At 69.3% G+C, this 22,352-nt stretch carries 41 protein-coding genes; 12 read left to right on the plus strand and 29 right to left on the minus strand.

The annotated features are described in order from the left end of the window. The first annotated feature begins 829 nt into the window (after nucleotides 1-829). The 6 genes from VH571_RS15955 to VH571_RS15980 all read left to right on the plus strand — a co-directional run bounded on the left by VH571_RS15955 (nucleotide 830) and on the right by VH571_RS15980 (nucleotide 3,259). Complete coding sequence (locus VH571_RS15955; RefSeq protein WP_423265390.1) at nucleotides 830-1,276, plus strand: hypothetical protein; 447 nt, start codon at nucleotides 830-832, stop codon at nucleotides 1,274-1,276. An 82-nt stretch (nucleotides 1,277-1,358) separates the two neighbouring features. Next, a complete protein-coding gene (locus tag VH571_RS15960) occupies nucleotides 1,359-1,844 on the plus strand; it encodes a hypothetical protein (protein ID WP_423265391.1) in 486 nt (161 codons plus the stop codon). Nucleotides 1,845-1,905: 61 nt separating this feature from the next. Then, a complete protein-coding gene (locus VH571_RS15965) occupies nucleotides 1,906-2,109 on the plus strand; it encodes a hypothetical protein (protein WP_423265393.1) in 204 nt (67 codons plus the stop codon). A 78-nt stretch (nucleotides 2,110-2,187) separates the two neighbouring features. Further along, nucleotides 2,188-2,442, plus strand: coding sequence for a hypothetical protein (locus VH571_RS15970; protein WP_423265394.1), 255 nt, complete (start codon nucleotides 2,188-2,190; stop codon nucleotides 2,440-2,442). After that, entirely contained in the window at nucleotides 2,439-2,837 is a 399-nt protein-coding gene (locus VH571_RS15975) for a hypothetical protein (protein ID WP_423265395.1), read from the plus strand. The genes VH571_RS15970 and VH571_RS15975 overlap by 4 nt, the downstream gene beginning before the upstream one ends. After that, entirely contained in the window at nucleotides 2,834-3,259 is a 426-nt protein-coding gene (locus VH571_RS15980) for a hypothetical protein (protein ID WP_423265396.1), read from the plus strand. The genes VH571_RS15975 and VH571_RS15980 overlap by 4 nt, the downstream gene beginning before the upstream one ends. Before the next feature lie 348 nt (nucleotides 3,260-3,607). Here VH571_RS15980 and VH571_RS15985 read toward each other — a convergent pair whose 3' ends face one another. Next, nucleotides 3,608-4,051 (minus strand): hypothetical protein, encoded by a 444-nt coding sequence (locus VH571_RS15985; RefSeq protein ID WP_423265397.1) that lies wholly within the window; start codon nucleotides 4,049-4,051, stop codon nucleotides 3,608-3,610. A gap of 74 nt (nucleotides 4,052-4,125) precedes the next feature. On the opposite strand from VH571_RS15985, the gene VH571_RS15990 reads away from it, so the two are divergent. Continuing rightward, a complete protein-coding gene (locus VH571_RS15990) occupies nucleotides 4,126-4,365 on the plus strand; it encodes a hypothetical protein (protein WP_423265398.1) in 240 nt (79 codons plus the stop codon). Between the two features lie 27 nt (nucleotides 4,366-4,392). Here VH571_RS15990 and VH571_RS15995 read toward each other — a convergent pair whose 3' ends face one another. After that, complete coding sequence (locus tag VH571_RS15995; RefSeq protein ID WP_423265399.1) at nucleotides 4,393-5,310, minus strand: hypothetical protein; 918 nt, start codon at nucleotides 5,308-5,310, stop codon at nucleotides 4,393-4,395. Nucleotides 5,311-5,365: 55 nt separating this feature from the next. On the opposite strand from VH571_RS15995, the gene VH571_RS16000 reads away from it, so the two are divergent. Next, the gene (locus VH571_RS16000; RefSeq protein WP_423265400.1) at nucleotides 5,366-5,791 is read left to right on the plus strand and encodes a hypothetical protein; all 426 of its coding nucleotides are present in this window, start codon (nucleotides 5,366-5,368) and stop codon (nucleotides 5,789-5,791) included. Between the two features lie 9 nt (nucleotides 5,792-5,800). Then, a complete protein-coding gene (locus tag VH571_RS16005; protein ID WP_423265401.1) occupies nucleotides 5,801-6,724 on the plus strand; it encodes a hypothetical protein in 924 nt (307 codons plus the stop codon). On the opposite strand, the gene VH571_RS16010 is transcribed toward VH571_RS16005, so the two are convergent. Together VH571_RS16010 and VH571_RS16015 are read right to left on the minus strand one after the other, a co-directional pair. Next, nucleotides 6,713-6,949: a hypothetical protein gene (locus VH571_RS16010; RefSeq protein ID WP_423265403.1), complete on the minus strand. Its 237-nt coding sequence runs from the start codon at nucleotides 6,947-6,949 to the stop codon at nucleotides 6,713-6,715. The two genes, VH571_RS16005 and VH571_RS16010, sit on opposite strands and share 12 nt — an antisense overlap. A 4-nt stretch (nucleotides 6,950-6,953) precedes the next feature. Continuing rightward, entirely contained in the window at nucleotides 6,954-7,412 is a 459-nt protein-coding gene (locus VH571_RS16015) for a hypothetical protein (RefSeq protein WP_423265404.1), read from the minus strand. Nucleotides 7,413-7,552: 140 nt separating this feature from the next. On the opposite strand from VH571_RS16015, the gene VH571_RS16020 reads away from it, so the two are divergent. After that, a complete protein-coding gene (locus VH571_RS16020) occupies nucleotides 7,553-8,725 on the plus strand; it encodes a competence protein CoiA (protein ID WP_423265405.1) in 1,173 nt (390 codons plus the stop codon). Nucleotides 8,726-8,729: 4 nt separating this feature from the next. On the opposite strand, the gene VH571_RS16025 is transcribed toward VH571_RS16020, so the two are convergent. The 11 genes from VH571_RS16025 to VH571_RS16075 are packed head-to-tail and all read right to left on the minus strand — an operon-like array spanning nucleotide 8,730 to nucleotide 12,749. Next, a complete protein-coding gene (locus VH571_RS16025) occupies nucleotides 8,730-8,945 on the minus strand; it encodes a hypothetical protein (RefSeq protein WP_423265406.1) in 216 nt (71 codons plus the stop codon). Nucleotides 8,946-8,962: 17 nt separating this feature from the next. Then, the gene (locus VH571_RS16030) at nucleotides 8,963-9,172 is read right to left on the minus strand and encodes a hypothetical protein (RefSeq protein ID WP_423265407.1); all 210 of its coding nucleotides are present in this window, start codon (nucleotides 9,170-9,172) and stop codon (nucleotides 8,963-8,965) included. Beyond that, nucleotides 9,169-9,393: a glutaredoxin-like protein NrdH gene (gene nrdH / locus VH571_RS16035; protein WP_423265409.1), complete on the minus strand. Its 225-nt coding sequence runs from the start codon at nucleotides 9,391-9,393 to the stop codon at nucleotides 9,169-9,171. Before nrdH ends, VH571_RS16030 begins: the two co-directional genes overlap by 4 nt. 14 nt (nucleotides 9,394-9,407) lie before the next feature. Beyond that, nucleotides 9,408-9,641: a hypothetical protein gene (locus VH571_RS16040; protein WP_423265410.1), complete on the minus strand. Its 234-nt coding sequence runs from the start codon at nucleotides 9,639-9,641 to the stop codon at nucleotides 9,408-9,410. Continuing rightward, complete coding sequence (locus tag VH571_RS16045; protein ID WP_423265412.1) at nucleotides 9,638-9,829, minus strand: hypothetical protein; 192 nt, start codon at nucleotides 9,827-9,829, stop codon at nucleotides 9,638-9,640. The genes VH571_RS16040 and VH571_RS16045 overlap by 4 nt, the downstream gene beginning before the upstream one ends. After that, a complete protein-coding gene (locus VH571_RS16050; protein ID WP_423265413.1) occupies nucleotides 9,826-10,248 on the minus strand; it encodes a hypothetical protein in 423 nt (140 codons plus the stop codon). Before VH571_RS16050 ends, VH571_RS16045 begins: the two co-directional genes overlap by 4 nt. Before the next feature lie 10 nt (nucleotides 10,249-10,258). Then, nucleotides 10,259-11,011 (minus strand): HNH endonuclease family protein, encoded by a 753-nt coding sequence (locus VH571_RS16055; protein ID WP_423265415.1) that lies wholly within the window; start codon nucleotides 11,009-11,011, stop codon nucleotides 10,259-10,261. Continuing rightward, nucleotides 11,008-11,439, minus strand: coding sequence for a hypothetical protein (locus tag VH571_RS16060; protein WP_423265416.1), 432 nt, complete (start codon nucleotides 11,437-11,439; stop codon nucleotides 11,008-11,010). The genes VH571_RS16055 and VH571_RS16060 overlap by 4 nt, the downstream gene beginning before the upstream one ends. Further along, nucleotides 11,436-11,933 carry a helix-turn-helix domain-containing protein gene (locus VH571_RS16065; RefSeq protein ID WP_423265417.1) on the minus strand — a complete coding sequence of 166 codons (498 nt, stop codon included), beginning with the start codon at nucleotides 11,931-11,933 and terminating at the stop codon, nucleotides 11,436-11,438. Before VH571_RS16065 ends, VH571_RS16060 begins: the two co-directional genes overlap by 4 nt. Continuing rightward, nucleotides 11,930-12,310: a hypothetical protein gene (locus VH571_RS16070; protein WP_423265418.1), complete on the minus strand. Its 381-nt coding sequence runs from the start codon at nucleotides 12,308-12,310 to the stop codon at nucleotides 11,930-11,932. Before VH571_RS16070 ends, VH571_RS16065 begins: the two co-directional genes overlap by 4 nt. Before the next feature lie 28 nt (nucleotides 12,311-12,338). Continuing rightward, nucleotides 12,339-12,749 (minus strand): hypothetical protein, encoded by a 411-nt coding sequence (locus VH571_RS16075; RefSeq protein WP_423265419.1) that lies wholly within the window; start codon nucleotides 12,747-12,749, stop codon nucleotides 12,339-12,341. A gap of 72 nt (nucleotides 12,750-12,821) precedes the next feature. On the opposite strand from VH571_RS16075, the gene VH571_RS16080 reads away from it, so the two are divergent. Beyond that, nucleotides 12,822-13,043: a hypothetical protein gene (locus VH571_RS16080; RefSeq protein ID WP_423265421.1), complete on the plus strand. Its 222-nt coding sequence runs from the start codon at nucleotides 12,822-12,824 to the stop codon at nucleotides 13,041-13,043. A gap of 1 nt (nucleotide 13,044) precedes the next feature. Here the strand turns inward: VH571_RS16080 and VH571_RS16085 are convergent, their stop codons facing one another. Then, nucleotides 13,045-13,209, minus strand: a complete 165-nt coding sequence (locus VH571_RS16085) for a hypothetical protein (RefSeq protein ID WP_423265423.1) — start codon at nucleotides 13,207-13,209, stop codon at nucleotides 13,045-13,047. A 251-nt stretch (nucleotides 13,210-13,460) separates the two neighbouring features. Here VH571_RS16085 and VH571_RS16090 point away from each other — a divergent pair, with 251 nt between their 5' ends. Continuing rightward, the gene (locus tag VH571_RS16090) at nucleotides 13,461-13,703 is read left to right on the plus strand and encodes a hypothetical protein (protein WP_423265424.1); all 243 of its coding nucleotides are present in this window, start codon (nucleotides 13,461-13,463) and stop codon (nucleotides 13,701-13,703) included. 9 nt (nucleotides 13,704-13,712) lie between these two features. Here the strand turns inward: VH571_RS16090 and VH571_RS16095 are convergent, their stop codons facing one another. From VH571_RS16095 to VH571_RS16155, 13 genes are all read right to left on the minus strand, one after another. Beyond that, on the minus strand, nucleotides 13,713-13,973 hold the full coding sequence (locus tag VH571_RS16095) for a hypothetical protein (RefSeq protein WP_423265425.1): 261 nt from the start codon (nucleotides 13,971-13,973) through the stop codon (nucleotides 13,713-13,715). Then, a complete protein-coding gene (locus VH571_RS16100) occupies nucleotides 13,973-14,266 on the minus strand; it encodes a hypothetical protein (RefSeq protein WP_423265426.1) in 294 nt (97 codons plus the stop codon). The genes VH571_RS16095 and VH571_RS16100 overlap by 1 nt, the downstream gene beginning before the upstream one ends. A gap of 6 nt (nucleotides 14,267-14,272) precedes the next feature. Further along, nucleotides 14,273-14,440, minus strand: a complete 168-nt coding sequence (locus tag VH571_RS16105; RefSeq protein ID WP_423265427.1) for a hypothetical protein — start codon at nucleotides 14,438-14,440, stop codon at nucleotides 14,273-14,275. Beyond that, nucleotides 14,437-14,772: a hypothetical protein gene (locus tag VH571_RS16110; protein ID WP_423265428.1), complete on the minus strand. Its 336-nt coding sequence runs from the start codon at nucleotides 14,770-14,772 to the stop codon at nucleotides 14,437-14,439. The genes VH571_RS16105 and VH571_RS16110 overlap by 4 nt, the downstream gene beginning before the upstream one ends. A gap of 60 nt (nucleotides 14,773-14,832) precedes the next feature. Further along, nucleotides 14,833-15,462 carry a hypothetical protein gene (locus tag VH571_RS16115; RefSeq protein WP_423265429.1) on the minus strand — a complete coding sequence of 210 codons (630 nt, stop codon included), beginning with the start codon at nucleotides 15,460-15,462 and terminating at the stop codon, nucleotides 14,833-14,835. 69 nt (nucleotides 15,463-15,531) lie between these two features. Continuing rightward, nucleotides 15,532-16,098 carry a prepilin peptidase gene (locus VH571_RS16120; protein ID WP_423265430.1) on the minus strand — a complete coding sequence of 189 codons (567 nt, stop codon included), beginning with the start codon at nucleotides 16,096-16,098 and terminating at the stop codon, nucleotides 15,532-15,534. Nucleotides 16,099-16,109: 11 nt separating this feature from the next. Beyond that, nucleotides 16,110-19,184: a hypothetical protein gene (locus VH571_RS16125; RefSeq protein WP_423265431.1), complete on the minus strand. Its 3,075-nt coding sequence runs from the start codon at nucleotides 19,182-19,184 to the stop codon at nucleotides 16,110-16,112. Between the two features lie 13 nt (nucleotides 19,185-19,197). Next, nucleotides 19,198-20,211, minus strand: a complete 1,014-nt coding sequence (locus VH571_RS16130) for a hypothetical protein (protein ID WP_423265432.1) — start codon at nucleotides 20,209-20,211, stop codon at nucleotides 19,198-19,200. After that, the gene (locus tag VH571_RS16135; protein WP_423265433.1) at nucleotides 20,205-20,861 is read right to left on the minus strand and encodes a hypothetical protein; all 657 of its coding nucleotides are present in this window, start codon (nucleotides 20,859-20,861) and stop codon (nucleotides 20,205-20,207) included. Before VH571_RS16135 ends, VH571_RS16130 begins: the two co-directional genes overlap by 7 nt. A 19-nt stretch (nucleotides 20,862-20,880) precedes the next feature. Further along, complete coding sequence (locus VH571_RS16140) at nucleotides 20,881-21,258, minus strand: hypothetical protein (protein ID WP_423265434.1); 378 nt, start codon at nucleotides 21,256-21,258, stop codon at nucleotides 20,881-20,883. A 4-nt stretch (nucleotides 21,259-21,262) separates the two neighbouring features. After that, a complete protein-coding gene (locus tag VH571_RS16145) occupies nucleotides 21,263-21,721 on the minus strand; it encodes a hypothetical protein (protein WP_423265435.1) in 459 nt (152 codons plus the stop codon). Next, on the minus strand, nucleotides 21,703-22,125 hold the full coding sequence (locus tag VH571_RS16150) for a hypothetical protein (protein ID WP_423265436.1): 423 nt from the start codon (nucleotides 22,123-22,125) through the stop codon (nucleotides 21,703-21,705). Before VH571_RS16150 ends, VH571_RS16145 begins: the two co-directional genes overlap by 19 nt. A gap of 10 nt (nucleotides 22,126-22,135) precedes the next feature. Continuing rightward, on the minus strand, nucleotides 22,136-22,351 hold the full coding sequence (locus VH571_RS16155; protein ID WP_423265438.1) for a hypothetical protein: 216 nt from the start codon (nucleotides 22,349-22,351) through the stop codon (nucleotides 22,136-22,138). Between the last annotated feature and the right edge of the window lies 1 nt (nucleotide 22,352).

Genomic DNA, 22,352 nt, shown 5'->3' on the forward strand with positions numbered 1-22,352 from the left:
GGGGGGGCGGCGAGCGGGCGCTGGCGCGCCCTCTCGGGCGGATCGCTGGCGCGATCCTGGGGCCACTGGCGTGGCCCTCGTGCGGTGGCGTTGTCGGCGGCCGTCGCTCCCCTGGGGTGTCGGTGTCGGCTCGTCGGGGTCGGGCTCGGTCGCTCTCGTGGTGGTGATCGGCTGTCGCGATCACGGCGGTGTCGGCGGGTGCGCTCGGTCGCCTCATCGAGGTGGTGTGGGGGTGCTGTGCGGGGCTGGCTCCCCTGGGGTGGGTGTCGGTACCGGTGTGGTGCTGTTCGGCGCTCTGGTGGGCGTGTGGAGGCTGTTCGGGGTGGGTGCGGCTGTGGGGGTGGCTGGGTCTAGGGCGTGCCGGGAGGAGCGGGGATGGCCGGTGCCCGAGATCGGGCGCGGTCAGGAGGCGGCTGGGACGGGCGCGGGCCGCCTCGGAGCAGCCGCACGCGGCCCGTCACCGCCCGAACGCCGCCCGACCCTCCCCCGGTGCCCGGAAGCACCCCCGACCCGGCAGCAGCCACCACAGGGCGAGTCGCCGGCGGGGCGGCGGCAAGTGCCACCGAGGCACCACCCAACCACCTCCACCAACCCCCTACTCGTCCCCGTTTAGTGGAACTTACAGACTTACAGACTCCGGCACTACCGGACTCCGCAACTCACAGACTCCCGCACTCCGACACTCACAGACAGGCGGGGCGGGACGGCGGCGGCGACAGAAAGGCTCTATGTCGGTGGCTCAACGTACATTCATCAATGTCAGATCGAACCGAGTCCACGGACTGAGAGGAGCAACAACATGGGTATGGATGTCTTCGGGAAGCACCCGATGAACGACACCGGCAAGTACTTCCGCGCGAGCGTCTGGGGGTGGGCGCCGATCGCGGAGTACCTCTGTGATGTCGCACCGGGCCTCATGGCGAAGGTGACCTATCTGGGGTCGAACGACGGCGACGGCCTGGACGGAGCAGACTCCGTGACCCTGGCCGACGCCCTCGACGAGGCAAGCACGTCCGGGCACCTAGATGCCTATGCCGCCCGCCGTAGCGCGGCTATCGCGGCCCTGCCGCGTGTGACGTGCGAGCAGTGCGACGGCACGGGCACGCGAACCGATGAGGTCGGCCAGCGCATGGGGTTCGCCGCGCGCGGTTGGTGCAACGGCTGCGACGGCAAGGGCGACCGGGAGCCGTGGCAGGCCAGCTACAGGCTCGACGTGGACCACGTACGCGAGTTCGCGGGCTTCGTCCGGCACAGCGGGGGCTTCGAAATCTGGTGATCGGTACGGGTGGCCGCTCGAATGTCGGTGGTCGCCCGTACATTTATCAATGTCAGATCGAACACCAACGAAAGGAACAACGATGACTCTCATCGACCAGATCCACACCCCCGCCGCAGAGGTCGCCAACCCCGCCGACGCATGGACGCCGACGCGGGCGGCTGCCCGGTTCGCGCTCGACGCGCAGCGGATCGCCGAGCTCGAACGGAGCCTCACGGAGACCCGCCAGCGGTTGACCGCGGCCGAGTCGGACCAGATCACCTCTGGCACCGACCCCCGGCTGCACGACTTCTGGGTGCGTGCCGGAGAGACGGCAGACGAGGAACAGTTCTGCGACGAGTACGACCGGCTTGCTGAGGCCATGGGCGGCGTCCCGCGTGAGCGCGAGTTCAACGTCGAGATGGAGGTCACGGTGACGTTCACCACGACCCAGTCGGCCACGTGCCGCGACAGCGACGACGCCTACGCCATCGCCCGCGACAACCTCACCGAGAGCGACCTCCGCGAAGCAATGTCGTGGGTCTCGCTCAGCTGGGAAACCGAGGAAGTCAGCACCGACCGGGCCTAGCCGCCACCCCGGAGGGGGCGGCATCCCCGCCCCCTCCCCGAACAACCGGGGAGGACCCGACATGCGACACCAGACCACCACCATCCGCACCGTCATCGCCAAGCGCGACGACGCGAACGAGGCCCGCACAGCGGCGCTGAACGACCGTGACAACCAACTCCGCGCGGCGTCCGACATGGGGTGGGCGCTCGCGCACACCGCAGTGATCGACGGCACCGACTACGCGACGTTCGTCGACACGATCACCCTCACCCCCGAGGACTGACCGGCACGGGAGGGGGCGAACCGAAATCGCCCCCTCTCGCGCCCCCATCCTCACCGACGACCACCGGAGGCACACACCATGACCACCACCACCACCGACCGGCCCACCTGGGCCGTGTTCGACATCGCCGAGACCGCCAACTACCAGGGCGTCGTGCAGATCGACCCCGCCCGCTGGGAGGCCCTCTACGGCGAGCGCTTCGACCCCACCACCGCAACCATCGACCAGGTGCGCCACTACGTGGACGAGACCAACTGCGCCGTCCACGAGCGCCACGGGAACATCGACGGGCAGACCTGGACCAACCTCTCGATCCGAGGGGAGGACCAGTGACCACCACTGAGACCGAGGCCGCCGCTGACATGGTGTTCGGCTGGGACAGCACCCAAGTGCTGTGCAGCATCAACATGTCCGAGGGGTTCACCCTCGCCGCCCTGTTCGACGCCCTCGGTCGGCCCGACGCCGCCGCGCACGTCATCCGCGAGGTCTGGGAGGGAGAGGGCGACGGTGACCGCGACCCCCTGCCGTGGGAGCACCGCACCGACAGCACTCGACTGCCGCTCCGCGGCCCTGACGCGCCCACCCCCGACTACCTGTTCCGCCCCCGCCAGTACTGGGATGACGGCACCTGGTACTGCGACCTCTGCGACGCCCCCGCGTGCGCTGGAGACCTGCCGTGCACCCGGTGCGGCATCGGCACCACGACCCCAAACGGAGCGCGCGCATGAGCGACACCATCGAGCAGGTACCGACGGCCCTCATCGGCGCGGAAGCGACCCTCCTCGCTCCCGTCCTCCGACTCATCGACGCTCACCCCGACCTCGCCCTATCGATCCGCGCGGCCATCGAGCAGCGACTCCGAGAGGCCGACCTGCCGCCCCTGGTCCCGGTGCAGATCACCGACGACGGCGAGACCTACGCGGGCGTGCGCTGCCCCTGGTGCGGCACCGACGTCGAGAACAGCGAAAGCCTCGCCGTGCTCGACACCAGCGACCGACTGACCACCATCGCCGCCGACGAGTTCGACCACGACCACCGAAGCATCAGCCCCGACTACGACGGCCGCGAGGACTACGACGGTCTCTGCTACGTGCACGAGGGATGCGGTCACCCGGTCGCCCTCCCGACCGGCTGGACCGAGGGAGGCTGACCCGACACCACCACCGCGACGAGAACCGGCAGGGTCCAGGTTGGGGCTGAAATATCCCAACCTGGACACCCAACCGGGTTGACTCTCTCGCAAAAAGCGCGTACATTAGTTAATGAAAGGAGGTGGCAGCGACAGACCACAGGGGAGCACAACCACACAACGACCAGGGGTGACTCAACCACCACCCCCAACGTGGGATGCCCACCCATCACGTCGCTACTACCGGCGCTCGCCGCCTTCTCGCCGTAGAATCTCTCTACAGGACGCCCGGCCAAGGTTCGATCTGACAGTTGTTCCTTTCAGGCCGGGCGTTCCTCATGTCCGCCGCCCACTGGACTGCTCTGCTTCCTACGGCCGCCGGACGATGAAGTCGCGGCCACCGCAGTAGTCGCAGTCGCACATGGGCCAGCGGAACCGCTTCCAGAAGCCGATCGAATCCTGGGTCGGGCCGATGTAGATCTCTTGGTCGCCGTACTCAGCCACGAGCTCGTCGACGATCGTCGTGCCGATGTGCTCTCCGTTGCACTGTAGGTCTTGGCGCACCTCGAAGTTCCAGACCATCACGGCAGGGGCCGGCGGACTCGTGTGGCTAGAGAAGCGGAGGCTCAGCAGCAGGCGCGCGACCTGTTCGCCGTTCTGCGAGTACGACCGCCACTGGTGATCGGGCGGTCCGAAGTCGGCATGTTCTCCCCACCAGGAAGCCGTAAAGCCGTCGTCAGAACCGAAGTCGGGTCGACGCCGCCCGCGGGTCCTCGTCATGCTCGGCGCCGCCCACGTGATCGCGTTCTCCATGCCGCGGAGTCTCGCAGGGCGACAAGGGAGGGTCACGGCGAGCGCGCCGATATTTGCTCATCTACAGTGACGGCATGTCCCTAGATCTTGCCTTCATCGAGTACGACGAAGACCGTCACGAGTGGCGGCTGTTCTCGCCAAACCGAGACGAAATGGCCCCGCTGCCGCCCGGGTGGCAGAGCGTGCAGAACGGTGACGACCTCGAGCACGTCAATCGCATCCTCCAGTCCTGGTTCTACCGCCTCGCCACCGAGGGGTGGGCTCAAGACGGCTCGCGATGGGTCATTGCAGTCCAACGGCTCAGGAGGGAGTAGCTCCCTAGTGGTCGGCAGTTGTGGCAATCAGCCGATGGCTGCGGCGATGTCGTCTTCGTGGAGGGGCGTGTGCCAGTCGGTGCGCTCCCACCCGCCGTCCGGGCGCCAGTGCAGGGCACCTCTTCGGGAGAGCGAGCTGGCGAGCCAGAGGTGGGTGATCCCCGGCGGGAGCTTCGGGTCGGAGAGTGGGGCCGGCTCGCCGGACATGCGCTCGGGGTCGAGGAGGGCGTTCCAGAGGTCGTCGTCGATGTCTGGGCCGATGGGCGCGGGGAGCGGTGGGGCGTCGGGGTGCCAGTTGAGTGCGGAGTTGACCGCCCACGCACTGCCGAGGGTTGCCCAGATGAATGCGTGACGCTCCGGGCCGCCGTGGCGCTGCAGCTTCGCGGCGACGTCGTCCTCACGGTCGAGGACTCGGGAGACCCACGAGACGACGTCGATGGGGTCCTCCCAGCTCGACCAGCCCTTCGTGCCGATGCCGATGAGCCCTGGCTGATCGGGGTAGGCGGCGAGGTAGGAGACGCCGAGCTCGGACAGCTCGTCGAGGCGGTCGGCGTGGTCGGGGCCGGCGGCCCAGGTGTCGGCTGGGACGACCCCCTCGAGGAACTCGGCCGCGGGGAGCTCGTGGAGGATCGCGGGCACGCGCCGGCGGATGCGCTTGAGGTTGCTCCCGTGGCGCAGCGCGATGTACCAGCCGGGCTCTCCTGGTGACGTGGTGATCGTGTCTCCTTGGCGATCGAGGGCGTCGGAGAGTTTGGCGTGGGCGACGTCGTGATCGCTGACCACCTCGAGGGGCGCGTAGCCGCCGTCGGGGAGGTAGATCAGCCCGTCAGGCTGGCCCGGCGCGGTGCCGTCGTCGCTGCGTTCGACGAGGGTGTCGAGGTGGTGCGCGACGATCGCGCGCGCCATCCGCTCGAGCGGGCGTTCCACGGGGCGTGCAGAGCTCATGCACCAAGCATCCGCCGTGAGGTGCGCTTCGGTGTCTCGTTACGATCGATTGACCATGACCTCAGCTGTGCAGCCGATCGACGTCCGCGGCGTTCTGCGCGCCTCGTTTGCGCAGTCGAGTGATCCGGTGCCGTTCAACGTGCGCGAGCTCGTGGAGGCCCTTGGGAGGGCTGCCGATGTCCTCGTGCGCCGCGGGTGGGAGATCGACGACATCGACGAGAGCGGTGTCGGCTTCCTGTGGCCGCCCTCGTGGGTGCCGGAGGAGCTGCACTACGACGACATGGAATCGCCGATGACGATCCTCACGGTCTGGAGCTCGCTCGGCGTCGGGTATGTCCTCGCCGGCGTTCCCACGCTTCGGACCTACCCGGATCTCAGCGTCGACGACCTGGTGACCGAGAGTGCCGCGTTGCTCGAGGTGGAGGCGCATCGGTGGACCGCGCCGCCTCCACGACAGGGCCACGTCGGCGATGCTGGGTAAGGTCCTGACGTGCCCGAGTACTCCCCCACCGACCTCCGCCAGCTCGACGTGCTCGGCAAGCTGATCCGCGCAACCGACGAGCGGGCCACTAATCCGCAGGCGTTGCCCCAGGATCTCCTCCACGAGGGGGCCGGCCACGATGCGACGTCGGCGCTGCGGGACGAGATCCGTGCGCTCGAGGCGGCCGATCTCATTGTTGTCGACTGGCGATTCAACGGCGGGTGGAGCGCAAAGCCGACCGGCGCCGGCCGCGATGCATGGGCCGCTCTTGACACGGCACGGAACGACCGGCGAGCTCGGCGCTTCCAGCTGCGCGACGTGTACCTCAGCTGGGTCGTCGACCAGGACGACGACGGCGCATCACCGGTGCCGGAGCAGTTCTTTGAAAGCGGCGCCACCTACCTCGGTGTGCCCTACACGCAGGACGACCTCGAGCGCACCGGGGAGTACCTGTTCGACCACGGCTACATCAAGGGTCCGAGGGCCGATCAGCGCCCTGACCCGCTTCGTCCTCTCCCGACCGCGAAGGGTCGGTACACCGTCGAGCAAGGGATCTCCGTGAACGCACCAGCTCCAAGGGACGCGGCGCCGGCAGGCGACACGTACAACAACCACTTCAACGGGCCGACGAACGTGGCGCAGGGCAGTCATGACGTGCAGCAGACGATCAACATCACCTGGCAGGACCAGGCCCGGAACTTCGTCGACGAGATCTCCGGACGGCTCGACCGCATCGAGGACGAGCAGGTCCGGGCCGAGCTGACCTCGGCGACCGACGAGCTCCGGGCCGAGGTCAACGGCGAGGCCCGACCCAACCAGGTGCGCGCGGTGGTGTCGAAGATCGCCATGGCGCTCGGCACCGCGGCAGCATCCGAGGTCGGCACCGACGTCATGCAGCACGCGCTGCAGCTTGTCGGGGTGCTACCCGCCTAGGTGGAACTCGAACGGCTCGTCGCCGGCGACCGCTACGGCGTACTTGTCGAGATCCTCGTCGGTGAGCTGGATGTTCGAAGGCAGGGCGTCGGGAGCATCCGCTCGGACCACGTCGACGGGGAGGCCCGTGTGGGTCTGTCGGAAGTGCTGGTCGGCTTCTTCGATCTGGCGCGCAATCTGCTCGAGGAGCTTTCGCAGCTCACGGTCGTTTACCTCGACGCGCACCTGCTTAGACAAGGGCCGGCTCCGCGGTGAGGCTCTCGACCGAGACTCGGAACACTCGAGCGACGGCCTTGAGCTCGGCCGGCTTCCACCGAGTCTGACCTCGCAGCCGGTAGCGGAGGGCAGGCACTTCGAGGTGCAGAAGGCCCGCCAGCGCCCGTACGTCGCTCACTGGCGCGTCGGGAGCTGCCATGAGCTCTCGGATACGGTCACCCGCCGTACGGCCGGTAGAGACCCGCTCAGAGGCGTCCTGGACGCGAGGGGGGTGGCCGGCGCGTCCGCGGGAGCGGTCTCGCTTCTGCCGTCGGTACTCCTCGAGCTGCTCGGCGCGGAACAGCGGGGAGCGTTCAGTGTCGGGGTTCACGCGACGGGGGAAGTCGGCGTCTCGGACGGCGTAGACGCGCACCGACTCGATCGAGACGTTGAGGGCCTTGGCAAAGTCGGCGTAGCTGACCAGGTCTGTCATGCGCGGCTCCTCCCGGGTTGGTGTTGATCAATGTACCGGCGATGGGCTGATTTAAGCCTCGATGCCGCGTGTTTGAGGGGTTTCGTTCACCTCGGAGGATTTCTAGGGTTAGGGCGAGCGCGGAAGACGAGGGGGCGCCGGTGCCGTTGGTGGCTGTGTGGGGCTCTGAGCGTGTAGAGGCGTGGCGGCTCGACGATGACTCGTGGGCATCGCTGCGGGCGACCTACCGGGAGCGGGGGCTCGTGATGGCCTGCGGTGAGCCGGGTGGCCCTGTCGAACGGGCGGGCACTCGGTACTTCCGGCACAAGGCGGCGTGCGACGTGCACGAGGGCGGCCCGGAGTCGCCGGAGCACCTGGCGACGAAGGCGCTCGTTGCCGACGTCGCCCGCGAGCATGGGTGGGACGCGATCGTCGAGGCGCCGGCGCCAGACCGATCGTGGATCGCGGACGTGATGGTGTCCCGGCCGGGTGCGCGGTCGGTGGCGATCGAGGTGCAGTGGGCCTCGCAGGCGCCGGAAGAGTTCGCGGCGCGGACCGCCCGGTACCAACGGTCCGAGGTTGACTGCGTGTGGCTGGTGGGACCGAAGAACCGCGATCGCGGCCTGTACAACGTGTGCGGCACGGCGGAGGCGTTGGAGATGGAGATCCCGATGGGGTTCGCCCAGGCCTCTGAGTTCATGCCGATGCGCGATGCCTTGACCCGGTGGTTCCGCAGTGAGATCCGGCCGCGGTACGAAGCGGTCGTCGACGCCGTCGAGGTCGTCTCCGCGATGGCGAAGTGCCACAACGAGCGCTGCGGCGCGTGGTTCTCGTTCTGGTGGCTTGGCGGGCTGCAGCTGCAGACGCGGTGCGGACAGCTCGGGACGGTGTCGCTCGGCGTGAGGTACCCGACCTGGGCCACGGACCGCCCGGAGTCGTTGTTCCAGGGCGAGGTGCGGGCGGCGATCGCACGGAGCTCCTTGCCGACGGCCACGGAGTACCGAGCAGCACACAGCCAGAAGTCCGACGTCGACTACGTGGCGCAGCACTGCCCGCGGTGCCGATGGCATCTCGGCGACGGGTTCATCGTCGCCAAGCGCAGGAACTGGACCTCGTACGCGGTGCCGGTGGCGCCGGCGCGGGTGCCGCTCGACCGGCGTGTGACGGCTGTTCAGCACCTCTGCGTCGATGCCGGCCACGGCCAATGCACACCCGTGGATGCCGACGGGGTCGTCTTCCCGGCGGAGCGGAACGAATCGGGCGGGTTGGTGTCCTTCAACTCGTTCGGCACCTGGCCGGGGCCGATCGACGCGGACCCGCTGCCGGCTCGATGAGCGGTCAGAGCGGCGCGTCGAGATCCTTGACGAGGTCGTCGACGTAGATCTCGGTGCCGTCGTGCTGGAACACGTGGGTGTGGCGCACCTCGTACCCACGCTTGGCCCATGAGTTCAGGTCCTCGAGGCGCTGGGCGAGCTTGGTGGTGCGGGCGTAGTTGCTGTCGTAGTCGTTCTCGTGAGGAATGACGGTCTGGACGGACTCGTAGCGCTTGCTCATGGGGGTCGTTTCGAAGATCAGGCGGTGCAGACGTGCCACTCGCGGCGGGGGAAGTTGCGGAGTTGGCCGCCGACGTCGACGGTGATGCTTTTGCGGTTGCGGCGGCGGTAGGTGCCTTGGATCAGGTCGTAGGTCCAGCCGTCCGCGGACAGCCGCCAGCGCACGAGCTCGACCGGTGCGCCGCGCTTGATGGTCACTGGTTCGGTCTGCACGAGGACGTTCTTCATGCGCTGAGGCCGGCGATCTTGTCGGGGCGGAATCCCGACCAGTGGTCCTCGTCGGTGACGACGACAGGCGCCTGGAGGTAGCCGAGCGCCTTGACGCGCTCGAGCGCGGCCTCGTCGGTGGAGACGTCACGGGTCTCGTACGGGATCTGCTTGTTGTCGAGCGCTCGGTATGTGGCGGTGCACTGGACGCAGGAGGGCTTGGTGTACACGGTGACGGTCATAGGAGGGTCCTTCCTCAGGCGGCGTCGGTCATCGCCTCGAGGCGATGGCGCCAGTCGGCGATCGTGAGCTCCAGGACGGCGCGGTGCGCGATGCCCAGGTCGGTGCGGGTGTCGGTGGTGTCGCGGTCGTGCTCGTAGCGGCGGATCAGGCCGTTGACGTAGGCGACGGACCGGGCGCGGGCGCCGGGGGCCGGCGGCTCGGGCGCGGCGGTGGTCGTGGTCGTGGTCGTGGTCGTGGTGATGGTCATCGCTGGAACGCTCCTTCCTCGGTGAGGCTGAACAGGGGTGGCTCGACGTCGGCCGGCTGCCCCGTCTCGAGGTCGAACCAGCCGAAGCTGCAGCAGTGGGCGCAGGCGACGGCGGCCGGCCCGTCGGTTGCGAGCTCCGTGTCGAGGTAGCCGGTGCCGGCGCACGCGGGGCAGCGGACGAACTTCACCGAGACGCCTCGGCGATCTGCGGTGCTCGAGCGCGCATGGCGTTGACCAGGTCAGGGTGCTCCTCGCGCCACGGCGCCCACGAGGCATCGGTGAGGAGGTGGGCTTCCCACTCGAGAGAGTCGGGTTTCGGTTGCACCGATCCGTGCTCGCCCGTCCGGGAGCGGTGGGGCTCGCAGAAGTACAGGCCGCACCCGGCCTGTTCGACCCACACCTCCTCGGCGTCGGGTTCGTCGTCGAACCGGTCGTAGCCGATCTGCTGCCCATCGAGCATCAGGACGTAGTCGCCGTGGTCCTCGCACTTGTTGTTGAGGCCGCGGTGAATCGCTGCGCGGCAGTCGACCCAGTCGCATTCGGCGGGAACGGCGTAGCCCGCCCACCGGGAGGGGTGGTCGGGATCTTCGTAGACCTGGTAGCCCATGGGGGTCTCCTCACTTGCAGGTGTCGAGGACGCGGGCGATCGCGTCCCGGTCGGCGGTGTCGATCGTGAGCTCGTAGCGGTGCACCACGTAGGTGAAGCGGGTGACGTACGTGCAGTCGTACGAGGCCGACGACGGCAGCCAAGACCCCGGCCCCTGGTCGGACTTGGCGGCGTTGGTCGGGCCGTCGACGGCGGTCAGGTTGGACATGTCGGTGGCGAGCTGCTGGCGGCGCTCCTCGGGCCAGGAAGAGGCGCCGTGCTGGAACGCCCAGGACAGCGGCACCATGTGGTCGATCTGGACGGCGGTACTCGTTGACTCGCCTCGGGTGAAGGGGATCTCGCGGCCGGTGTAGGGGTCGTGGAGGGTGCCGGTGAGGACGACGCAGTCGTGCGTGCCGGGCTTGTAGGTGACGGCGGTGAGGTCCCGGGCGAGAGTGTCGTTGCGCTGGTCGCAGCCGTTCCGGTCACTGTCAGCCCAGGCGGGGCCGAAGGAGTCTCGGTCGTAGGTCGACGTCGGGGTGGCGGTCGTGGCGGGGATCTCGTCGAGGATCGTGCGGACCGCTGCCGGATTCACGGTGGTGCCGTCGACGAGGCCGGCCTGCTGCAGCGGGGCGGTGACGCCGGCAGCTGCGCTCACGGTTGGGTCGCCGCCGATGGACGGCGTCGTGTCGAACTGGCCGGGGGCGTAGTGCAGGGCGCCGACCGTTACGGCAGCGAGGCCGGCGAGCACGAGAGCGGTCAGGCCGCTCCTGCGCCGGCTCATGCGCGAGCCTTCGATCGTTCGGCTTCGGCCCATTCGGCGACGTCGCTCCACTGCGGCCGGCCGCCCTGGGTGTGGATGTCGGAGTTGTGCACGGCGGCGGCGTGCTCCGCGGCCTCGTACGTGGTGGCGTCCTCTGCGGTGGGGTTCCAGCTGCAGCTGGTGCAGCGGGCGATCCAGAGGGTGCCGAGGGGGACGACCGTGCCGATGGGGGTGGTGTCCACGAGCTGCCCAAAGTCGATGACGTTGTCGTCGGCGAACTGGCACGGTGTCGGGGTGAAGGGGTCGGGGTAGGAGTTGGCGGGGGCCTCCTCGAGGAGCGTGGCGTAGGCCTCGGCGAACTGGTCGGCGAGGGTGGTGTCGGCGCCGTGGCTGGAGGCCCACGAGAGGGCGCGGCGGTAGTGGGAGGTGAAGTCGGTCACGGTGTTCACGCGGTCCTCTGCTGCTTGGTGGGGCGCCCGGTCACGTTCTTCGGAAGACCGAGCTTGCTGTTGCGGAGCCGGAACGCCGTGCCAGGGGTGCAGCCGAGCTCGGCGGCGATCTCGCTGTCCTTGAGGCCCTGGGCGTGCAGCCGGCGCACGTCGTCGACGTCGACGCTCGGGAGGGTCACCACGGCCGGGCCGGCTTGCGCCGCGGCGGGCTCCTCGTCAGGTGCCGGCGCCACCGGCAACGGCGCCGGGGCGGGCAGCCGTGCCGGTACCGGCACGGGCCGCGGCCGAGGGACGGGCACCGGCCGCGGTGCGGGCGCCGCGAGAACGGCCGGGCCGACGGCGTCGAGGATGTGCACCGCGGTGGAGCGGAGCATGGCGGCGACGGTCGTCCCGTGCGCGGTGGCGTACTCGTCGAGGATCTTCCAGTGGGCGCTCGGAAGGTCGACGCGGGTGGGGACGTCGAAGCCGAAGTCCACGTCGTCGGGGCGGTTCATGCGATGGCCTCCTGTCGGTTCCGGGGCTGCCGGTGGGTCTTGCGGTGGTGAGCGCTGTCGAGCTGCTCGAAGTGGGTGAGGGTGTCCCCGAGGGACAGGCCGAGGGCGTGCGCGATCTGCTCGGTCGTGTAGCCGGAGAGGCGGAGGCCGAGCATCTGCATGGAGTCGCCGCCGGTGAGGCTGTCGAGCGAACGGTGGATGTCAGGCGCGGGAGGGGTGCGGCGGGGCGTGTGGATCGCCTTGTCGACGAGCGCTTCGACCAGCTGCTGGGGCTGGGCCGGATCGGGCCGCATGCGGCCCATCGCGGTCAGGCGGATGAGGGTGGCGGCTGGCACATGGATCGTCAGCGGCACCAGGTCGGTGAGATCGATCGTCATCGCGGTTCCCTTCGTCTGCCTCTACTCGTTAAGGGGTGCCGTCTGAGACGGCGACCGGGACAAATTGGTCAGCCCCCGCCTCGAGCAGCGCGTCGGGGTCGAAGCGGAGGACCCACACGACGCGGATCAGCTCGAGCATCGACAGGTGGTGGCCCTGGCCCTGCAGCGTCGCCGCGACGCTTTCCGCGGTCGACGGGGCCTCAGGGGCCGTTGCGTGGAACCGTCGGGCGTACGCGATCGCGGAGCCCATCGGGATCACGAAGTCGGGGTGCGCCGACGTCGTCCGGATCTCACCGTCGCTGTAGCGGATGGTCAGACGCGGCCAGAGCGCCGCGGGCTCGACGGACTGCACGACGCCGGTGTAGTCGAGCACGGAGGCGCCGCGGCGATCCATGTACATGCCGGCGACTCGTTGGCCGGTCTCAAACTGTGTCCTCATACCAACCAGGTTACGTAACCGGGTTGGGTGTGTCAACCGGGTTGGGTAACTCTGTTGCCCTAGAGTGCTGGCATGGACTCCCGGGAAGAAGCGCGCGCCGAACTGCAGCAGGTCGCCGATGAGGTCGCACGGCTCCGCTCAGAGCTCGACGCGGCGATCGCGACCCGGTTCGACGTCGTCGAGCGCGCCCGCGCGGCCGGCATCACCTGGCGTGACGCTGCCCTCATCCTCGGCATGACAGAGACCGGGCTGATGAAGACCCAGCAGGCGACTCGCGGGCGATCCGGCCGCTAGCTCACTTCCCCTCGAGCAGGGCGGCGACGTCGCTCCCCTGCCGCGGCGCGCTGGTGAGCCTGTGGAACACGGCGCCGGCGCGGGCACCAATCGGCCCAGGGACGAAGATCCAGAGCGCAGCGGCGACGGTGATCACGGCGAGGTAGCTGAGGGCGAAGGTGGTCATGGGTGTCTCCTTGAGAGGTGGCTGCCGAGCGTTGGCGCCGGCGACGGAGAGACATGCGGCGAATCGCGCCCCTCTGCCGGAGTAGGTGACGTGGGGAGCGTTTTGGCGGACAAAGTCGTTCAGATGCGCAGCCGACGTCGAGGAGCGAGGCCGCGTGCCGGACGGTCGACTGCCCCAGAAGGCGGGCTGGCAGGGTCGCGCAGGCCTGCCTACGATCGGGGCTGCGCTGCGGCGCTCAGGGGGAACAGAGCATGACGATGGACCAGGACCGGTACGAGTTCGCGCGCTTCACGCAGGAGTTCAGGAACCGGCCGCAGCGTCGCCGTCTCGGCGTGGAGCTCGACCAGCTCGAGGCGCAGGCGATTCTGGGCGACGAGGCCGCACTGCGCCGCGAGTACGACGCCTGGCGATCGCGCACGGGGCGCCCGACAGTCGACGGCGCTGCTGAGCCCGTTCGGCGCGGGTGGCTCGCCCGCCTACTGCGGCGGCGCTGAGCCAGACTCTCAGGTCTCGCGTCGGTGGCGGACAGCGCTCCGCCACACCCAGGCTGCCTCCTTGGCCTGCCCGAATCCCCACTCGACGAGGACCGCGTCGGGGGTGGCCCAGAGCGCAGTGGCGTTGACGCGCATCTGCTGCTCACCGGTCTGCAGCCACGCGCGGACCGGCGCTGGTGGCCGCACCTCGAGGGCCGGCCCCCCTCGAGCGTCGGCCGGCACTGAGAGGGCGGCCGGCGGAAGCCAGCGGTCGCGTCGACGTCGCGCCATCACGGCCGTCCTCGTTGCTTGAGCTCCCGGTGCGTGACGCGGTCGCGCGGAAGCCAGACGTGGTGCACGAACCCCATGTGCACCAGCTGCACGAAGACCCGCTCGGCTGACGCACGCTCGACGAATCCGGGGCACCGCTGCTCACCGGTCCCTGTGAACTGCACCCGCACCCACACAGGTGGGTAGCCGTCGGCGGTTGCTGCCGCGGGGTCGGCGTCGATCCCGAGTGGTCGGTCTTCGGGCGGATCGGGGTGCTCTGGTGGGGACCAGCGGTAGTCGGGGGCGGACGACACGAGGAGTCAGTAGCGGGCGACGGAGGTCACGACGTGGCCTGCCGGCAGAGTCGAGCGGACGTGTTCGATCGCTGCTGCCGGCGTGACGGCCGGAACTGAGACGGCCGCCGCGGTGGCGGTGGTGTCTCCCTTGGGGCGGTGTCGGACGACCCAGGTGGGTGCGGATTCGGTCATATGGGCCACTCCTCGGGCTCGGGCTGCAGGGTGCTGGTCAGGTGGCTCAGCTCCCCCTCGTGTTGGACCATCCATGCGACGGCGCTGTTGAGGCTGCTCATGGTGCGGAGCCAGGGCCGGCCGCCGGCGGCATCTCGTCCTTGGGCATAGCAGTGGTAGACCGTGTCGCCGCCCTCGCTGCGGGACAGGACGTAGCCGATCGGCGCATCCCTGACTCGGCGCACCTGCCACACGCCGAACGTTCCGGGCTGCGGGGGCACGGCGAGCGGGTGCGAAGGGATCGGGCGCCGGAGGATCTTCCTGACGCTGTCACCTGGCCCTTGGACTCCCACGAGCGGGATCGTACGGCGACCCTCCGTCGTTGCGGCCGCTCGTATCGGGTGCTGCCCTGGTTAGCTCTCGTGCTTCTTCAACATCTCCATGCCGGCTTTCTCGGTGGGCACGCCCCCGAGGTATGTTCCCGCGACGTCGTAGACGTCCCAGCCGCCACCCTTGGCGGCCTGGTGCAGGTCGCCGAGCTTCGCGCCGTTGCTGATCCACCGGACGGGGCGGGGCTTGTCACCGATCATCCAAGACGACCGAAGACCTTGGTGCTCTGTCCACGGCCCGCGGATGCTCGCATTGCTCGATGCGGGGGCGCTCGGAGCAGACGTGGACGGGGCAGGGGCGTCCGTCTGCTCGACTCCGGTGCTGCTCTGAGCGACGTTGGCCGGCCCGTGGAAGGTGTTGTTGCAGGTGGGGCCGGTCGCCGCGGCTGGGTTGCCGGCAGCGGCCGGCTGCGAGCTCGCGACAGGGGTTGACGGAGGCTGGCTGGTCGTCCTGCTCCACAACGGCCAGTCGGTGAGGATCGCGCCGAGAACGGCCATGACGACGAGCGCAGCCACCAGCCACCACACCCAGGGGTAGGGGAACAGAACGCTCTCCGAAGCGGCCTTTGTCCTGATCGCAATGACGGCGATGTAGAGAACGAGGAGGGCGCCGGCGATGCCGAGGCACCACTTCCCGAGGACGGATCTCTTCACGTATCGAGCGTAGGGCTCGCCGTCGACACCGACGCGCCGCCCGCCGAGGCGCAGGAGTCGTCTGACTACTCAGCCAAAGACGACGGCGAGCAACAGGACCGAGACGCCTGCGACTGCGATCGCTGGGCCGTGTGCGCGGGGTCCCGAACTTTGGCCGGACAGCTGCAGGCCGAGCCGGTAGACGGCGCCGAGGACCATCGCGATGGGGATCAGGTAGAGGGCGAAGGGTCCGGCGTAGATCGCGACCGTGATCGTCAGCGCCGCGGCGAACTTCGCGTCGCCCAGACCGAACATGCCTGCCAGGCCGAGCGCGCCGTAGAAGGCGAACACGATCGCCGCGGCGATGAGTGGCCAGAGGAACCGCCACACGTCGGCCGAGGCGTATGCGACCGCGATCGCCTGGACGGCACCGGCGACGGCGATCGGGGCTACCCATCGGTTTGGGAGCTTGCGGATGCGGATGTCGATCGCGACGGGCACCGCTGCGGCGGCGGCGAGGAGCACTGTGAGGAGCCAGCTGTACCCGCTGGTGTCGAGTGCGCTGTGAGCGGCGAGGGCCAGCAGCGCACTTGCGCCGCCGGCCGCCGCTGAGGTGATGAGCGGGCGCGGGGCGGCCAGGCGTGGTGCAACCGTCACGGCGCCCCCGGTCATCGGGTGGCCGCGTCGACGAGCTCGGCGGTCTCCTGGTCGAGCTCGTAGTCGGGATCTCCGCCGCCGACACGGGCGTACATCTCGTCGACGATGCGGTTGATCTCGTCGGTGTCGCGGTCCTGCATCGCGGCTCGCAGCTCGGTGCGCCAGCCGGCCTCGTTGAGCGGTTCCACGGCCTTGGCCACGCCGGCGGCGTAGCGGGCCTGGTTGCCGTCGCGGATCTCGAGCGCGCGGCGGGCGAGCTCGTCGGCGGCGTCCATCACGGCGGCGATCAGCTCTTCCTGCAGCACGGAGATCCAGGCCCACCAGCCGCGGCGGGTGCTGATGCCTGCGAACGGGGTTCCGCGGACGAGTCGGATCGCAGCGACGAGGTCCTCATTGCTGGTGCGGGAGAGGTCGTCGCCGATGAGGCGACGGAAGTCGTCCCAGTCGGATCGGATCACCGGGTGCAGCTGGTAGCCCTCCTGGTTCTTGTTCTCGGGGAACAGCTGCTCGCCGTTGGGCGCGGCGCCGAGAGCGTTGCGGACGAGGCGGACGAGCTTGCGCTGGTTGTCCTTGGCCTTGACGGTGTCGGGCCAGAACGCCTGCTGCAGCATGGTGCCGTTCACCGGCGCGGACAGGTTCAGGAACGCCAGGAGCTCGAAGCCTCGGCCGGGGAGCCGGTCCGGCTCGCCGAGGTGGAGCACGTCGACGGGACCCAGGATGCGCACGTAGGGGGCGGGCCAGTCCGGTGCGGTGGCGCTTGCGCCGGCCGATGGGACATTTTCCGGCTCAGGTGAGACATCGGTGACCTGGTCGGTGACGTTCTCGTCGGCCAGATCGGACACGGGCTGCTGCGCCAGCTCGGCGTCCTCAGTGACGTCGGAGACGTCCTCAGCGGCGCTCTCCGCTGTGGAGTCTGCCTCGGTGGTCAGTTCTGCCACCTCGACGTCTGCGGCCGTCAGATCGTCGCCTGCGGCCGGTGTGGGCACGAGGGTCGGGGTGCTGACGATGTCGACGGGCGTGGTGGGCGGCGCGGCGATGGGCGCCTGCTCGGTGGTGGCGAAGAGCTCTTGGACGAGCTCGAGCTCGCGACCCTGGAGCACCTGGGGTGTGAACGGCAGGGGCGGCATGGTTCCGCCGGGCGAGACGAGCTCAGCGCTGCTGGCGGAGGAGATCCGGACGACCGAACCGTTGCCCACCATGTCGCCGTTGGCGACCGTGGCGATCCCGAGCCGTGGCACGCGCTCGACGAGCTCCTGCAGCTCGGCCTGGACTGCCTCGTCGGGCAGCTGCCCGAGGATGACCACGTGCGGCGCCCAGGACTCGGCGTCGGTGGCGCGGGTGCGGGCGCTGTGGACGCCGTCGACGCCGTAGCTCTCGAACGAGGCTTCGCGCCCCTCGAGGCTCGTGCGCAGGTTCCGGACGAGGGCGGCGACGTCGTCGACGTGCTGCACGCGGAAGCGGTCGAGATCCCGGGCGAGGCCGTGGGGCATGCCGACGAGCGTCACCTCGATCTGCTCCGACCACGGGTTTTCGGCCAGCTCGACGGCGATCGCGTTGAGAACGCCCCGGGCGGTGTCTTCGTCACCGACGACGTTCAGCGATCCGACCTGCTCGAGGTCGAGCATGAGGACGCCGCCGTGGTCGTCGATGCCGATCGTCGCCAGTGCGGGGTACGGGGAGACCGATTCGCGAGTGGGAGCGGTGGCCGTTCCGGGCTCGACGACCCACGCGGTGCGATCGGCGGATGCCTGCACGAACGGTGCCGGGAGATCCGCGGGCTCGCTGAGGTAGAGCGCGATCTCCTGCTCCTCGAGGCGGAGCGCGAAGAGCTCGGGGAGGACCGCGCCGGTGTCTTCGGCCCAGATCTGCAGACCGCGGAGAGCGTTGTCGATGTCTTCGAGGCCGAGCGGGTTCTCGATCATCCGCAGCTCGAGCTCGAGGTTGGCGACCTCGGGCTCAGGCATGGCGATCCGAGTGCCGGGCTGACGCTTGCGGCGCTGCTGCAGGCGGCGGCGGCCGAGGGCGGCGAGGAGACCGGCCGCGAGCAGGCCGGCGATTCCGCCGGCAGTGGAGAGCGGGATGCTGAGGTCGATGTCGTCGTCCGCCTCGTCGACCGAGGTCGCACCCTGCTCGGCGCCGGCGTTGCTCGACGCACTCGTCGACGGGGTGGCGGAGGGCGTCGAGGTCGATTCCGGCGCGGGCGTCTCGACGGTCGCGCCTCCGCCCACGGCACCACTTCCGCCGGCACCGCCAGCCTGGTCGGTGGGGGCGTCAGCCTGCGGCGATGCTGCATCGGCACCCGCCTGTGCGGCGCCGCTGTCGGAAGGGGCGGGAGCCGGGGCCGGCGCCGGTGCCGGGGCCGGTGCCGGCGTGGCGGGGGCGGCCACACCAGGCACGGTGAGGTTCCATCCTGGGCGGATGACGTCAGGGTCGGTCAGGTGGCTTCCGTCGGGCTGGACCGTGGCCGCGGAGGCCTTGTAGATGTCGATGTCGCGGGTGCCGTCGCCGTAGTACTGCTCAGCGAGATCCCAGAGCGTGTCTCCGTCGGCGACGGTGTGGGCGACGTCGATGGTGGGCGCGGGAGCGGGCGCCTCGGCCACGGGTGCCGGTGCCTCGGCGACGGGAGAGGGGGCCGTGTCTGTTGCAGTGACAGGTGCCTGCTGGGCGCTCTGCGAGGTTGTCGTGGTGGTCGCGGGGGCGGGGGCAGCTGATGCGGGCTGAGCCGCTCCCATGACTCCGCCGAACCCGGCGAACATCACGAGGATGGCGGCGATCATCGTCGCGGCGAGCTGCTGCTGGCCCTTGAACGCCCACGACCGCTTCTTCGTCGTGCGACCTCCGAGGGAGGCGAGGATCTCGATCACCATCGGGATGGCGAACAGAGCCCATGCCACCCACCCGATCAGTGGCAGCAGCTTGCTCAGGAGGATGACGTTGCCGTAGTCCGGCGTGAGCGACACGATGCTCTGCAGCTGCCCTCCCGTCGGGAAGGGGTTGCCGGCCACGGTGAGCAGCACGGCCGGGACTCCGATGATGATCACCAGGAGGGCGATCAGGGAGGCGAGGCCCGCGAGAAGCTTGCGCATCAGCTGGTCCTTTCTAACCGAGGGGGTTCACGGCGTCGGTGTTCACGGACTGCAGCTCGCCGACACGGACGGTGGTGCTGCTCGGAGTGTCGCGCACGGCGATCTCACCGTTGGCGCCGCCACCGGTCCAGGTGACGGTCCAGTGGCTCGTGGCGGTCACGGTGAACTGGTCCGCGCCGGAGGTCTTCTTGAAGCGGAACCCACAGGTGGGCGAGTCTTGCGCGAGCTGGTCTTTCATCGCGGCGAGGTTGAACGGAGTGCCGGTGGCGCACGTGACGCTCTGGCCGTCCCCGCTCGTCCATGTGACCGACGAGACCTTGGCCGTGGCCGTCACCGTCGTTCCGCCGAATGTGCCGGTCTCGGTGTACGGACCGTAGTTCAGCGGCGCCGGGTCGTTAGCCCAGAGCCAGACGGGGATGCCGACCCAGGTTCGGCGGTACGGAGCGGTGCCGGCGGGGTCGTCGGAGTGGGTCTTGCTCTCGGGAGCCATGCCGATGTCGATACCGCGCAGCCGGAACGTCTTCACGAGCGCGGCAGCGGCCTGCGCCGGCGTGTACCTCACAACGCCTGCGGGAGGTGTGTCGGACCAGAACGAGGCGCCGTAGCAGTCGCGGCCACCGCCGGCGTCGGGCGGGCAGTAGGCGCTGCAGGTGTACCAGGCGCCGACCGCGGCGGTCTTGCCGGCAGGCGGTGCGGTCTGCGGGTCCTGGAGCTTCACGTAGCCGGTGCAGTTGCTGTTGTTGCTGTAGCTGCCCTGGTCGCTCGAGCACGGGACTTCGGTGTCGTCGAACTTGCACGTCGTTGGGCCGGGCGTGAAGCCGCCGGGCGCCCCGTCATCGCCGCCCCCGCCGCCGGGGTTGGGAGTCGTGCCCCCACCGCCACCAGGAACGGGAATGGTGACGACGCAGGTCGGGCTGAAGGGGTCCAGATCGCAGCCGTTGGCGCTTGCCGGCGCGGCACTTACCAGCACACCGACGAGGACGAAGACCATCGCCAGTAGGAGCGCGTGCACTCGTCGGATCAGCATGCCGGTGCTCCTTGCTGCCCGTTGATGCTCTGGAGGGCGTCGACCTTCCACGACTTGTCCTGGGGGACGTAGCGGACGTTGAACTGCACCGGAGTCACACGCTGCGCCGAGACCGGGGCGGCCGAGCCGTCGTCGTAGGTGGCGGTCTGCTTCGAGACGTCGTAGCAGCCCTTGAGGTAGACGATGCCGTTGTCGATCGGGGTGCCCTGGGAGGGTGTCAGGACGCCGAATGTGGTGGTGGATGCGTCTGCGGTCCACACGGGGGCGCCCTTGGTGGTGATCTTCTTCTCGGCGAGGCCGGCGGCGACGGTCTTGACGTTCTCGAGAGCGCTTCCAATGGCGAACGGCTCGATGCGCTCAGGCTTGGCCCCGGTGTCTGCCTGGATCTCGTACTGGACGGCGACGAAGTCTTTGACCGTGCGGTTGGCGGCGACGTAGGCGTCGTCGCTGCTCTTGGGCGGACTCACTTTGCCGGGGTCGCTCACGGGCTCGTAGGGGGTCGACGTGGGTGTCGGTGTCGCGCTGGCACTCGACGACGGCGTCTTCGTGGGTCCTGCGTTCGAGTCGGGGGTGCTGGTGCATCCGGCGAGGAGGACGACTGCGCTCAGAGCGACCGCGGTAAGCGGTGCGAGCTTGCGTGTGATGGTCATGTGTTCGTCCTTCGCTGGGTCAGTTGCCGTCGACGAGTCGTGCTGCGGCGGAGGCTTGGACGGGCAGGGGCCCGATGCCGAACGTGCCGAGGATCTTCGGTGTGTACGTCATCTGCACGGTAACGACGACCTGGTCGCCCTGGATGCGCGCCTCGCCTCGAGCACCCGAGGCCGAGATGTAGTTGTTGGCGGCGTTCACCGCTGCGGTGCTGCTGAGGGTGAAGGCGTCGCCGTTGACGGCGTTGCCGGTTGCGGCGTTGGTTCCTGCTCGGGCGGCGCCCTCGGCGACGGTGAGCGACTGCTGGACCGCTTGGGTCTTTCCGTCGCCGTCGACGACGATGCCGGCGATGAGCATGAGGGCCGCGGCGAGCACGACGATGAGCGGGGTGTACTTCACCGGGTCACCTCTCCCTGTAGGGGTCGACGGGGCTCGTGGCGGTCTTGGTGATCGTCATCGAGCCGGGGATGAATGGGAAGGCCAGGTCCGAGGTGTTGATGGTGCATTGGACTGTGGCGCTGACGGTGCCGGTCTCGCCCAGGCCGGTGCTGAGCCCGTTGCCGCCGATCGAGACGTCGAGGCTCGCGCATCTGACGTTGCCGGTGAGCGCGATCGTGGCTGCGCTCTTGGCGTGCGGCACGGCTTCTCCTGCGGTGCGAGAGAGGGAGGCGTCTCGGGCCGCGGCGGCGGCGGCGCTCTGGACGCTGTTGTCGGCGAGCCCGTAGCGGCCCATGAAGACGACGACGGCGATCAAGGGCACGACGACGCCGACGAGGAGGATGGCCAGGTTCGGCATGTCCTCGATGTCGCCGCGTTCGTCGCGGAGTACTCGGCGGATGAACTTCACGGTGCCGGCACCCATCGCTCGATCGGCCCTGTCATGGTGCGCCTGACCTCGGGCATGCTGACCCCGGGGATAAGAGAGACGGCCTGGCCGGTAACGGTGATGGTGACGGTGGTGGCGCCTCGGTCGACCTGGACGTTTGGCGAGTTCAGGAACCCACCCGTCTGGTTGACGATCTCGGCCCCGGAGGAGCGGCCGGCGGCACCGGATGACTGGTAGGCGCGGGCGCTGCTGTAGGCCGCCACGGCGGCGTTCTGGGCGACGTTGGACCCGAGGTACCAGAGGGCGATTTGGAGCGCGAGGAACACCAGCAGGATCACCCCGGGGAGGACGATGGCCGCGCTGGCGAGACCGTCCTCTTCCCCGAGGCGACGCCCGAGCGTGCGGCGCAGCCGTGCGCTCTGGTTTCTGATGGCGTTCACGATTCGCGTCTCAGCCGGGGAGCTTGCCGAGGTAGCCGGTCGCGAACGCGGTGACGAGGCCGATGATCGCGATCGCGAGCACAGCGCCGCCGACGGCGACGATGGCGGTCCAGGTTGCCTGCTCGAGGCCGGCTTCCTGGTCCTCGCGGAGCTTCTCGACACGCTCGCGAAGTGCGACGTCGGTGCGAACCAGACGGTTCAGCAGGCGGTCTTTGATCTTGCTCATT

The sequence above is a fragment of the Frondihabitans sp. 4ASC-45 genome, from assembly GCF_049472575.1.
Classification (GTDB): Bacteria; Actinomycetota; Actinomycetes; order Actinomycetales; family Microbacteriaceae; genus Frondihabitans.